The organism is Providencia sp. PROV236, assembly GCF_033676985.1.
GTDB lineage: Bacteria > Pseudomonadota > Gammaproteobacteria > Enterobacterales > Enterobacteriaceae > Providencia > Providencia manganoxydans.
In genome coordinates, this window is record NZ_CP096297.1 from 3,605,045 (window position 1) to 3,617,354 (window position 12,310).

Below are 12,310 nucleotides of genomic sequence, written 5' to 3' on the forward strand. Positions count from 1 at the left end.
GCTGTGATTGAAGCTCCTAACGTTCTCAAGTCACTTCAAAAGCAGCCTTTTTACTTCCCTTACATAATTGTTCTCTTTTTTAATTAAATTTTGCGCTATTACTACGCGTTATTACGTAAAAATTAGATAATCATCAAATAATTCAAAATAATAGCTAATGAAAATTTAAAATAAGTCGAAGTATACCATTGAGAAACTCAACGATAATAATGGTGTACACATGAACCAAGTTCCGTTTACCACACAAAACGAATATCAATTAAACAATGATACAACTTTAATGACCACCAGTGATTTAGATGGCAACATCACTCACGCTAACGACGCCTTTATCCAAGTCAGTGGTTATTCACTCGAAGAATTGCTTTATCAGCCACATAAAATTATTCGTCACCCTGATATGCCAAAAGCCGCCTTTGCTGATATGTGGAGTACCCTCAAAAACGGCCAGCCATGGACGGGGATCGTCAAAAATCGGCGTAAAAATGGCGATCACTACTGGGTTAGAGCCAACATTTGCCCGATGATGCGACAAGGCGTCATTACAGGCTATATGTCAATTCGTACTAAAGCCACCCGCCAAGAAATTGCTGCCGCAGAGCCTCTTTACCAATCACTGAATGAAAATCGCAGTCATTATAAGTTACACAAGGGCTTAGTCATACCAAAACATTGGTTTGGCCAATACCCCACGCTCTCTATTCGTTGGCGAATTCGCTTATTGGTGATCCTGCTATTTATGGGTTGGATAGGGATGGCAATTTTATCCGGCCTGCAAGGAATGACACTTCTGCGCTCAGCGCTAACGGCCTTTATCACCCTATCTTTCGGTGACTTCTTATTCGAACGGATCATTGCTAAACCGCTTGAAGGCGTCGCTAAACAAGCACTGGATGTTGCCAGAGGGCAGTGCCATAGCATTTCACATCTTAACCGTGTCGATGAAGTTGGCTTGATGTTACGTTCTATCGGACAGCTAGGATTAGTTTGTCGTTGGCTCACTAACGATGTGTCTTGCCAAATCGGTAATGTCCACAAAGAAAGCGAGTTGCTAGTGCAAGATTGTGATGAATTAGAGCAACATACTCAAAAAACGGTTGGTTATGTCCAACAAACCGTTGCCACCATGAACCAAATGTCTGTTTCGGTGCAAATGAACGCCGAAAACACCCTTCGTGCAGATAAACTGTCCAGTGAAACCAGCGGTACAGCCCTACATGCCGCTGAAGCAATGGAAAATGTGGTACACACCATGGATGAAATCGTTCTTAGCACCAACAAAATTAATGCAATTACTGATGTAATAAAAAATATTGCTTTTCAAACCAATATATTAGCACTTAATGCTGCCGTTGAAGCCGCCCGAGCAGGCGAACAAGGAAAAGGGTTCGCGGTCGTCGCTGATGAGGTACGTAGTCTCGCCAGCCGCAGTGCTAGCGCCGTTAATGATATTAGAGATCTAATTGATGATTGTGAGAGCAAAGTTCATTCAGGTAAGCTACACGTACATTCTACAGGAGATACCTTACAAAAGGTGGTGGAACAGGTACAGAATGTGACTCAATTGATTAATCACATTAGCCATGCGACATCTGAACAAGCTGCGGGGTTAGCTGAAATCACCCAAGCCGTTTTCGAACTCGAGTCCATCGCACAAAAGAATACAATATTAGTAGAGCAAAGTGCTAACGCATCTGAAATCGTGAAAAAGCACTCTGTGCAACTTGATGATGCAATTACTATCTTGCACTAAGCAATAGAAAATATCAGTGGTTTCGTGGCATGTCACAAAACCACTGATTTAACAAAAAACGAATTATACAGTTTCCACTAATGGCGGTAATTCAGCTAGCGGCCAACGAGGGCGTACCGTAACGCCTAACCCTGTTGTTGAGCCACCTTTTAAACGGATCAACCCCGCCAAAGCGATCATTGCACCATTATCGGTACAAAACTCAGGGCGTGCATAGAACACTTCACCACGACGCTGTTTTAAAACGTCTTCCATTTTAGCTCGCAGAGTACGATTAGCGCTCACCCCGCCAGCCATTACCAAACGTTTAAAACCAGTTTGCTCTAAGGCTCGTTTGCATTTGATAGCCAAAGTATCGACAACCGCATCTTCAAATGCACGTGCAATATCAGCACGAGTTTGATCATCATCGGCATTTTCACGGATCGTATTCGCAGCAAAGGTTTTTAAACCTGAAAAGCTGAAATCCAGCCCCGGACGATCCGTCATTGGGCGAGGAAAAACAAAACGCCCTGCGGTACCCTGTTGCGCCATGCGAGATAAGACAGGCCCCCCTGGGTAGTCTAGCCCTAATAATTTAGCAGTTTTATCGAAAGCTTCACCCGCTGCATCATCAATAGACTCACCAAGCAATTGATATTCACCGATCCCTGTGACGCTGATCATCTGGGTATGGCCGCCTGAGACTAATAAAGCAACAAACGGAAATTCAGGACTTTTCTCCTCAAGCATCGGTGCTAATAAATGCCCTTCCATGTGATGGACAGCAACCGCTGGCACTCCCCATGCAAAAGCTAATGAGCGCCCAACAGTCGCACCAACCATTAATGCGCCAACCAGCCCCGGTCCGGCGGTATACGCAACCGCATCGATATCTGCACTGGTTAAATTCGCTTCTTTGAGCGCCGCTTGAATCAAGGGCACTGTTTTACGAATATGGTCGCGAGAAGCTAATTCAGGTACGACACCGCCGTAATCTGCATGAACTTTTATTTGGCTATAGAGTTGATTGGCTAATAGACCGGCCTTATCATCATAAATTGCGATCCCGGTTTCATCGCAAGATGTTTCGATACCTAAAACGCGCATTGCACTACCCTTGTTTGTTGCATAAGCCAAAGTCTACCATTAAATTCAGCTGATCGTATAATTTATGATGCCAAAAGGCTGACTTTTCCTGTTGTATAGTCTATAATCAGCACCCTGTAATAAATTTCGTGTGGCTAATTTCATTATTACTTAAATTTGGTTGTGTTTTGGAGCAAGCGGGAACAAACGATTGTTCAAACAAAACAACCAATTGGTAATCTTGTGTGTTTCAATTTTATACGGCACTTTACAAACCCGTACTCATTGAAGTAAAATTCCGCACCATTTTAAATGACGGCTGGTTGAATAAAGCCAGCAACAACCCGATTTCTATTGAGGTGAGAGGCACATGCCGGTAATTAAAGTACGTGAAAACGAGCCATTCGACGTTGCACTGCGTCGTTTCAAACGTTCCTGTGAAAAAGCAGGGGTCTTAGCTGAAGTTCGTCGTCGTGAATTCTATGAAAAACCAACGACTGAGCGTAAACGCGCTAAAGCATCTGCTGTTAAGCGTCACGCTAAGAAACTGGCTCGCGAAAACGCACGCCGTACTCGTCTGTACTAATTGGTCGCGGTGCCTACCGCAATCATAGCAGGCAGTACTAGTAAGCAGTTCAGGCAGTACTAGTAAGCAGTTAAAGGCCGTGCTTTCCTGAGGGAAGCGCGGCTTATTATCGTTCATCAACAGGCGAAAAAGAGGCTTATGGCTGGACGAATCCCGCGTTCATTTATCAATGATTTGTTAGCGAGAACCGACATCATCGATTTAGTTGATGCAAAAGTCCCGTTAAAAAAACAGGGTAAAAACCATCACGCGTGCTGTCCGTTCCATAACGAAAAAACACCTTCTTTCACGGTGAATAGTGAAAGGCAGTTTTATTACTGCTTTGGCTGTGGTGCTCATGGCAATGCGATTGATTTTTTGATGAATTACGACAAATTAGATTTTGTCGAAGCCATCGAAGAACTGTCCGCCTTACATGGTCTCGATGTTCCTTATGAAACAGGGACTGGTACCAGTCAAATCGAACTTCATCAACGGCAAAATTTGTACCAATTGATGGAGAAAATAAACCTGTTTTACCACGCTGCCTTAAGTCATCCATCGGCGAATAAAGCCAAAGATTATTTAAGCCAACGTGGTTTAAGCACAGAAATTATTGAGCATTTTTCAATCGGTTTTGCCCCTGCTGGGTGGGATAATCTGCTCAAAAAATTTGCTGTAAACCCAGAGAGTCGCAAACAGCTTGATGATGCAGGTATGTTGGTGACTAATGATAACGGCCGTACTTATGACCGCTTTAGAGAGCGAGTCATGTTCCCTATTCGGGATCGCCGTGGTCGTGTTATCGCATTTGGTGGCCGTGTTCTTGGTGATGCGTTACCGAAATACTTAAACTCACCAGAAACGGATATTTTTCATAAAGGCCGCCAATTATTTGGTCTTTATGAAGCAACCCAAAATAGCAGTGAAATTGCTAAATTGTTGGTTGTTGAAGGTTATATGGATGTTGTTGCATTGGCTCAATATGGCATTCGCTATGCGGTGGCATCACTGGGTACCTCAACAACTTCTGAACACATTCAGTTGCTCTATCGTTCAACTGATACCGTTATTTGTTGTTATGATGGCGACCGCGCAGGCAGAGAAGCTGCGTGGCGGGCACTTGAACATGCCCTACCTTATTTAACTGATGGTCGCCAATTGCGTTTTATGTTTTTACCTGATGGCGAAGATCCTGATTCTTTAGTCCGCAAAGAAGGCAAAGATGCATTTGAGTTGAGAATGAATGATGCACAAACATTATCTTCATTTCTGTTTGACTCGCTCGTGCCTCAGGTTGATCTAAAAACGCAGGAGGGACGCGCAAAATTTAGTAAGCTGGCGATCCCTTTGATAAAACAAATACCTGGTGAAACATTGCGCCTTTATATGGCTCAAGAACTAGGAAATTTTATCGGTATACCGGATATTTCTCAGGTTCTTGCTATGATTGATAGAGAGAGTACTGAACCGGTAAGTTACCAAGCGCCAAAATTAAAGCCAACCACAATGCGTATTTTAATCGCTTTGTTGGTACAAAATCCGAACTTCTCTGAGTTCGTTCCCTCATTAGAGGGAATTGCCCATATCCAAATGCCGGGGCTTTCTCTTTTTCAGGAGCTGGTAGATGTTTGCCGTTCCAACCCTGGATTAACAACTGGGCAGTTACTTGAGCTGTATCGTGACAATAAATTTGCTAATCAACTTGAAAAACTGGCAACTTGGAACGATATAGAGATAGAGGAGATCGCGGAAAAAACATTTAAAGATGCGTTAAACCATCTGTTTAATAGCGCGCTTGATGAGCGTTTCGACTATTTGATAGCGAAAGAACGAACGGAAGGGCTGACCCCTGAAGAGCGCGCAGAAGTCCGCTTGATCACGCTTTCCCGTGTGAAAATATAAAGAATACCAAACGGCTTAAGTGCCGATTTACCAAAGGCAAATGCCTGTAAACTGCTACGAAATTAAAGGAGCGTAGCATAACAAAATAAAAAAACTCCTTTGAATGTTCTTGTTGGCCGATTGTTTCGCCGACCGACACCAATCTAAATACTCAGAAGTGTGGATACCGTCTTATGGAGCAAAACCCGCAGTCGCAGCTTAAGCTACTCGTAACCAAGGGTAAAGAGCAAGGTTACTTAACCTATGCTGAGGTCAACGACCATCTGCCGGAAGATATCGTCGATTCAGATCAGATTGAAGATATCATCCAAATGATTAATGACATGGGCATCCAGGTCATGGAAGAAGCACCTGACGCCGATGATTTGATACTCGCTGAAACTACTTCCGATACGGACGAAGACGCAGCAGAAGCCGCTGCACAAGTTCTATCCAGTGTTGAAAGTGAAATTGGTCGTACTACTGACCCTGTGCGCATGTATATGCGTGAAATGGGCACCGTCGAACTCTTAACCCGTGAAGGTGAGATCGACATTGCAAAACGTATCGAAGATGGCATCAACCAAGTCCAGTGTTCTGTTGCAGAATACCCTGAAGCCATTACCTACTTACTTGAACAGTATGATCGCGTAGAAGCTGGCGAAAGCCGCCTATCTGACCTAATTACTGGTTTCGTCGATCCTAACGCTGAAGAAGATTTAGCACCAACTGCAACTCACGTTGGTTCAGAGCTTCCTCAAGAAGAGTTAGATAAAGACGATGATGAAGATGAAGACGATGAAGACGGCGATGACAGCGATAGCGATGACGATAACAGCATCGATCCTGAATTAGCCCGTGAAAAATTCAGCGAACTGCGTGTGCAGTACGAAAAAACTCGTCAACACATTAAACAGTTTGGCCGCAGCAATGCCCAAACAGCTGTTGCTATTGAAGAACTTTCAGAAGTCTTCAAACAGTTCCGTTTAGTGCCTAAGCAGTTTGACTATCTGGTCAATAACATGCGTGAAATGATGGACAGAGTTCGTTTCCAAGAACGTACCATCATGAAACTGTGTGTTGAACAGTGCAAAATGCCGAAGAAAAACTTTATCACCCTGTTTAGTGGTAATGAAACTAGCGAGACTTGGTTAACCGCAGCTAAAGCGATGAACAAGTCATGGTCTGAAAAACTGTTAGATGTTGAAGAAGAAATTCTGCGTTGCCTACAAAGGCTCCGTCAAATCGAAGAAGAAACTGGCTTAACCATTGAGCAAGTCAAAGATATCAACCGTCGTATGTCTATCGGTGAAGCAAAAGCTCGCCGTGCGAAGAAAGAGATGGTTGAAGCAAACTTACGTCTGGTTATTTCGATTGCGAAGAAATACACCAACCGTGGCTTGCAGTTCCTTGATCTGATACAAGAAGGTAACATTGGTTTGATGAAAGCGGTAGATAAGTTTGAATATCGCCGTGGTTACAAATTCTCAACTTATGCAACTTGGTGGATCCGTCAGGCAATTACGCGTTCGATTGCGGATCAGGCTCGTACTATCCGTATACCGGTTCACATGATTGAAACTATCAACAAACTGAACCGTATCTCTCGTCAAATGCTGCAAGAAATGGGCCGTGAACCTTCACCTGAAGAGTTAGCGGAACGCATGCTAATGCCGGAAGATAAGATCCGTAAGGTACTGAAAATCGCTAAAGAGCCAATCTCAATGGAAACCCCAATCGGTGATGATGAAGATTCACATCTGGGCGACTTCATTGAAGATACCACTTTAGAGCTACCATTAGACTCAGCCACTTCAGAGAGCCTGCGTTCAGCAACTCATGAAGTCTTAGCTGGTCTAACCGCGCGTGAAGCAAAAGTACTGCGTATGCGTTTTGGTATCGATATGAACACTGACCACACCTTAGAGGAAGTGGGTAAACAGTTCGATGTTACGCGTGAGCGTATTCGTCAGATCGAAGCTAAAGCATTACGTAAATTGCGTCACCCAAGCCGCTCAGAAGTGTTACGCAGCTTCCTTGATGAGTAAGTCATAGTGCCTGTCGACAAACAAAATACGTTTGTCAGTAGTCTAAAACACCTGCTTCGGCAGGTGTTTGTGTATTTAAGCTCGACTCACCTTCCCACGTTTTACCATCAGTAATAACGTTAAACCAATCGCTACTGCCCCTCCCAACATCGCGACATTAAAACCAGATGTAAATGCACAGCGTACTGCGTGTTCTATATAAGGCTGTGTTATCAGCGAAGCATCGTTAATTAATTGACTAAAATCTTGATTTGGTAATATTGAAACAAGCGATTGATCGTCAATTAATTGGCTCACAGCACGATGTGTCATTAAAGTACCTAGCAACGCAATTCCTAACGTCATCCCTGTTTGCCTGAGCGCATTCATTACTGCGGAAGCAATCCCTGAGTACGCTTTATCAACACTCCCCATAATCAGAGCGCCTATTGCAGGGGTGGCCATCCCCATTCCTGTACCAAGCACAAATAAAGTCACTGCAATCGGTAAATAAGCAGTATCTGTCGATACATAACCAAGAACAATCGAAGCAGCTGCAATCAACACAAAACCAAACATCATTAAGTGACGAACACTGATAAAACCTGAAAGACGGCCAAAAGAAAATGAAAATAGAGCCATAGCCACAAACTCAGGCGCCATGCGTAATCCAGCTTCAAAGGCGCCCCACCCTTGTCCCTTTTGTAAAAATAAAGCAATAAAGAACACATTGCTATAGGTCGCAAAACCTAACGCAAAAGAAGCCATGTTGTATTGAAAGAAAAACCGATTAGTTTTAAATAAAAAAATAGGAAATAATGGGCGCTCTACCTTTGTTTCTATAATAATAAAACTAATAAGAGCCAATAAACCAAGCCCCATCCCACCAAGAGTGATAAAGCTTGTCCAGCCAAATTCGCCCGCCTCAATTAAGCCAAAGGTGATGCTACCTAGCATAATGATACTCAAAATCTGTCCTAAAGGGTCAAACGCCGCTTTATCAGGATCTGCACTCTCAGAAATACCCAAGCCACCTAATACTAATGTCACAATCCCTAAAGGAATATTGATCAGAAAAATAGTTGGCCAATCCAATATATCAACCAAAAAGCCACCTAATATCGGACCGATAATCAACGACAATGCACTTACCGCAGACCATATACCAATAATTTTTATTCGCTCAATATCATTACTGAATGCTTGTGTGATGATCGACAATGCTCCGGGTATTAATGCCGCGGCAGCGATCCCTTGAATAATCCGTCCTAAAATCAGTACTTGGGGGGTATTTGCCAATGCACAAATCGCTGAACCAACAACAAAGACAGCGATCCCACATAACCAAATTTTCTTACGCCCATAGCGATCACTAATAGGTCCGACAGAGAGGATCAGAGCGGATAAGCACAATGCATAGGAGTCAATAATCCACTGTAGCATCCCCATATCCGCATTGAGATCTTTTTGGATCGCAGGTAATGCGACATTAACAATACTGATATCCAACGTTGCCATAAAAGTGCCTAGGCAGACCGCGGTAATCAAAAAAATACGTTTCATTTTTATTGCCTTCATGTTCCATGATGTAGGCATCATAAATTACGACCGACCGACGGTCAACATTAAATGAGAGTGAATATCATTCGCTAATAAAATAATAATCGTGCTTGAGTAACGATAGTATGAATAAATAAAGGGAACCTGATAGGTTCCCTTACTGTGTGATTTGATACTAAAAATAACTATGCGTTGATAAGGGAACGCACATATGCTGCGATTTCTTCATTTTGGCAATGGGCAAAAAAGCACTCTTGGAACTGACTGCCCATAACTGCTGTTTTCACTAAACTTTGATCCATAGCACGCAGCGTATCTAAATAGTTTTCTTTGACAATGGCCGCTTTCACTTCATTTAAAATCGCGGCATTACAGCGTTGTGGCTCTGCGCGCTCAAGAGGATAGCCTTGGCCACGTTCACCCGTGAATGCTTTCTCAAAAATATAGCGAACATTAAGCTCTGCCCCCCAGCCATAGCCTTTCGCAAATGCCATTGAAATCGCATTACCGTTATTGATTTGATTAAACAAAAAAGCATCTGAAGGCTCTAAACAGTAACCACAAACCACGCCTGGATGTAAATTAAGCGACATTAAAGCGCCCTGCCCTGTTCCACAACCTGCAACAACAAAATCCACCGCTTTCGAGTTAAGTAATAAACTTGCCATGATCCCAAGATGGATATAAGTCAAATGGTGGTCATGTTCATCTTTCATGCCCACGTTGAATGCTTGGTGGCCTAATGAGGAGCTAACGGTATTCAGCTCGTTAAAAATAACCGCGTTTTTTGCCGCTTGGCTATTTTCCATCATTAATGCAATTTTCATTGTGACTCCTATCGTCATTTATTGTGCCAGTTTATTTACTGGCAAATGCTACATACTGATTCAATTTTTAGTTAAATTAAAAATCTAAAAATAATCGACCGCTCAATAGTTTTACTAAATATCCTTCACCTCACTTCCCTCTAAATAATTCGAGTTATATCTAGGCGGCAAATGAGGATATCCGAATGCAGCCAACAACGAGATAACTCGAAGTATGACGAGGGAATTAGCGAGCCAACCACCCACCATCCACCGCTATCGTATAACCGTGAATGTAATTGGCGGCTTCTGAAGCTAAAAATACACATGGCCCCGCTAAATCACCCGGTGTTCCCCAACGCCCTGCTGGAATACGATCAACAATTTCTTGATTACGTTTTTCATCTGCACGCAAAGCCGCTGTATTATTCGTTGCGAAATAACCGGGAGCGATGGCATTAACGTTAATATTATATTTAGCCCATTCGTTGGCTAATAAACGAGTGATCCCTAATACACCGCTTTTCGATGCCGTATAAGATGGCACACGAATACCACCTTGAAATGACAACATAGAGGCAATATTAATAATTTTTCCGCCTGAGTTTTGAGCAATAAATTGCTTGGCGACGGCTTGTGATAAAAAGAATACTGACTTTAAATTCACATTCATCACATCATCCCAATCCTCTTCAGTGAAATTAATTGCATCTTCACGGCGAATAATGCCTGCATTATTTACAAGAATATCAATATGCTTAAATTCACTAACAGCACGTTCAATAATATGTGGAATACATTCGGTCTTTGTCAGATCGGCTTCTACATTGACAAATTTTCGACCGACCGCTTCTACTTGTTGCTGTGTTTCAACTGGTAATGAACGGTTTACCCCTAAAATATTGCATCCCGCCTTCGCGAGTCCTAGGGCAATTGCCTGCCCTAAACCTGTATTACAGCCAGTGACGATGGCGGTTTTGCCGGTTAAACTGAATAAATCCATATTCATTATTTCCCCCAATTTAATTTGCTATTAAGCGCTTATTCTTAAAAAATATTGACGCTATAGCCGACGATAAATTTCACGTCATTACGTGAAGTTTTATAATTTGTCTCTGTTGTTCTTAATAACGCAGGTAACAAGGTGACTGACAAACCTTTTGCGGCACCGCTTTCGACGTTATAACGCATTAATAAATCAAGTGAGCGCATCTTGCCGTCATAATCGCGTTGTGAATTTATTTTGCTGGTATCAGAAACCACATGCCAACCATAGGTTCCTGCTAAGCCCATCGTAAATTCAGGCAGGTTATAATCTGCAAAATTATGGGTAACGCCGAGTCTTACCGCATGGGTACCTGATGCATTATAGTCTTCCAATTGTGAAAGCGTGGCTTGGTAGTCACGCTTATCGGAGTTCGCCCACGGTGTTAATCTAAAATTATAATCAGCCGTTTGTGGTGCATAGTTTTGGCTATAACCTAAAGACCAAGTGGTATTTTTATGTTTTAAATTCAGCCCTGCACTGACGTAATACTCGGTCTTTGGTGATTGAACAGGGGCGATACCATCAATATACCGAGCACCTTGATAAAAAACTTTAGTCTGCAATGAAGTGTCTGTAGATAAATTATCTGAACGTTCCAACTGTAATTGCCAGTTGCGACGATAGTCTTTACCTTCACCATAGCCCGCATCTATCTTCGCATGACCAAAGTCATACACCGCACCGACAGTGTGAATATAGTCAATCACATGACCTTTTTTAATAATGTTGCCATTATCATTAAGGCCAGCGGCATTATTTTGATGCCATGTTGTGGTCATCGGTTTAAAGTCACGACTCCAATCGTTTTTAAATCTATCAGCCCATGCATAAGTTAGTGTGAAATTATCAATCGATAATGCACTGTCAAAACCGCGATAAGAGTGAGGGTTTAGCCCCCAACTACTTTTTATCGTTCCTGAATTTATCGGGGTAAACCCCGCTGACATTTTGAATTTGGCAATATCATTACCATATTTCAATTTTACCGCTGCCGTTGACACACTCGCGCTTGACTCTTCACAAGGTGAAAATTGTCCATCACCATTACAACTATAGTTATAATAAAGAATTTCCGATTGCCCAACAGTATTACCTAGTTTAATATTGGCTCCGCCCCAAAAATCAAAACCAATCACATCTTTGTAATAACCTGATTTATAATTAAGAGCTAATAAGGCTGTTTGGTTTTTAATTCCCCCAGCCCCTAAGCCATAATTTCCTGTATTTTTACTTTTAACCGCTCGATATCTGACATAAAGATTTGAATTAACATCAAGTGAAGCATCAGTATAAATAGCACGATAAAAATCAGAATCATTTGATTCATTAATAGCAATTAATTTCCCATCGGCGTTGGCTGACTGTATAACACCTATTAATGCTAAGAATAAAATCGATTTTTTAAATGCTGTGTTTTTTAGTGTAGGTTTTAACATGGATTTCACCATCGAATTAAACTTATTAGAATTATTAGCAATAGGTTATTCTATTGCATAAATATACTCGTCATACTTCAAGTTGCGGCGTTATTGACGACGTTCACTCATACTAGTCACCTACTTATGTAGGCTCCCAGCGACTCGCTCACTTGTCGCCTAG

General features: G+C 42.3%; 9 protein-coding genes. 4 read left to right on the forward strand and 5 right to left on the reverse strand.

Annotation, left to right across the window (positions count from 1 at the left end):
* Nucleotides 1-220: 220 nt before the first annotated feature.
* Nucleotides 221-1,753, forward strand: a complete 1,533-nt coding sequence (locus tag M1E96_RS16570) for a PAS domain-containing methyl-accepting chemotaxis protein (protein ID WP_272580685.1) — start codon at nt 221-223, stop codon at nt 1,751-1,753.
* A 63-nt stretch (nt 1,754-1,816) separates the two neighbouring features.
* Here the strand turns inward: M1E96_RS16570 and tsaD are convergent, their stop codons facing one another.
* Nucleotides 1,817-2,842, reverse strand: coding sequence for a tRNA (adenosine(37)-N6)-threonylcarbamoyltransferase complex transferase subunit TsaD (tsaD, locus tag M1E96_RS16575; RefSeq protein WP_369427212.1), 1,026 nt, complete (start codon nt 2,840-2,842; stop codon nt 1,817-1,819).
* A 349-nt stretch (nt 2,843-3,191) separates the two neighbouring features.
* Between tsaD and rpsU the strand changes: the two genes are divergently transcribed.
* The 3 genes from rpsU to rpoD all read left to right on the forward strand — a co-directional run bounded on the left by rpsU (nt 3,192) and on the right by rpoD (nt 7,318).
* A complete protein-coding gene (gene rpsU, locus M1E96_RS16580) occupies nt 3,192-3,407 on the forward strand; it encodes a 30S ribosomal protein S21 (RefSeq protein WP_001144069.1) in 216 nt (71 codons plus the stop codon).
* A gap of 138 nt (nt 3,408-3,545) precedes the next feature.
* Entirely contained in the window at nt 3,546-5,291 is a 1,746-nt protein-coding gene (gene dnaG, locus M1E96_RS16585) for a DNA primase (protein WP_272580686.1), read from the forward strand.
* A 119-nt stretch (nt 5,292-5,410) separates the two neighbouring features.
* Nucleotides 5,411-7,318 carry an RNA polymerase sigma factor RpoD gene (gene rpoD / locus M1E96_RS16590; RefSeq protein ID WP_369427530.1) on the forward strand — a complete coding sequence of 636 codons (1,908 nt, stop codon included), beginning with the start codon at nt 5,411-5,413 and terminating at the stop codon, nt 7,316-7,318.
* 75 nt (nt 7,319-7,393) lie between these two features.
* On the opposite strand, the gene M1E96_RS16595 is transcribed toward rpoD, so the two are convergent.
* The 4 genes from M1E96_RS16595 to M1E96_RS16610 all read right to left on the reverse strand — a co-directional run bounded on the left by M1E96_RS16595 (nt 7,394) and on the right by M1E96_RS16610 (nt 12,147).
* Nucleotides 7,394-8,860 (reverse strand): MFS transporter, encoded by a 1,467-nt coding sequence (locus tag M1E96_RS16595; RefSeq protein ID WP_319067400.1) that lies wholly within the window; start codon nt 8,858-8,860, stop codon nt 7,394-7,396.
* A gap of 182 nt (nt 8,861-9,042) precedes the next feature.
* Entirely contained in the window at nt 9,043-9,684 is a 642-nt protein-coding gene (locus M1E96_RS16600; RefSeq protein ID WP_070928872.1) for an RpiB/LacA/LacB family sugar-phosphate isomerase, read from the reverse strand.
* 226 nt (nt 9,685-9,910) lie between these two features.
* Nucleotides 9,911-10,672: a 2-dehydro-3-deoxy-D-gluconate 5-dehydrogenase KduD gene (gene kduD / locus M1E96_RS16605; RefSeq protein WP_319067401.1), complete on the reverse strand. Its 762-nt coding sequence runs from the start codon at nt 10,670-10,672 to the stop codon at nt 9,911-9,913.
* Nucleotides 10,673-10,710: 38 nt separating this feature from the next.
* Nucleotides 10,711-12,147, reverse strand: a complete 1,437-nt coding sequence (locus M1E96_RS16610) for an OprD family outer membrane porin (RefSeq protein WP_319067402.1) — start codon at nt 12,145-12,147, stop codon at nt 10,711-10,713.
* Nucleotides 12,148-12,310: the final 163 nt, after the last annotated feature.

What these genes read in the sequence shown, in the direction of transcription:
- M1E96_RS16570 (WP_272580685.1), top strand. Translation starts at nt 221, where the DNA reads ATGAACCAAGTTCCGTTTACCACACAAAACGAATATCAATTAAACAAT.
- tsaD (WP_369427212.1), bottom strand. Translation starts at nt 2,842, where the DNA reads ATGCGCGTTTTAGGTATCGAAACATCTTGCGATGAAACCGGGATCGCA.
- rpsU (WP_001144069.1), top strand. Translation starts at nt 3,192, where the DNA reads ATGCCGGTAATTAAAGTACGTGAAAACGAGCCATTCGACGTTGCACTG.
- dnaG (WP_272580686.1), top strand. Translation starts at nt 3,546, where the DNA reads ATGGCTGGACGAATCCCGCGTTCATTTATCAATGATTTGTTAGCGAGA.
- M1E96_RS16595 (WP_319067400.1), bottom strand. Translation starts at nt 8,860, where the DNA reads ATGAAACGTATTTTTTTGATTACCGCGGTCTGCCTAGGCACTTTTATG.
- M1E96_RS16600 (WP_070928872.1), bottom strand. Translation starts at nt 9,684, where the DNA reads ATGAAAATTGCATTAATGATGGAAAATAGCCAAGCGGCAAAAAACGCG.
- kduD (WP_319067401.1), bottom strand. Translation starts at nt 10,672, where the DNA reads ATGAATATGGATTTATTCAGTTTAACCGGCAAAACCGCCATCGTCACT.
- M1E96_RS16610 (WP_319067402.1), bottom strand. Translation starts at nt 12,147, where the DNA reads ATGTTAAAACCTACACTAAAAAACACAGCATTTAAAAAATCGATTTTA.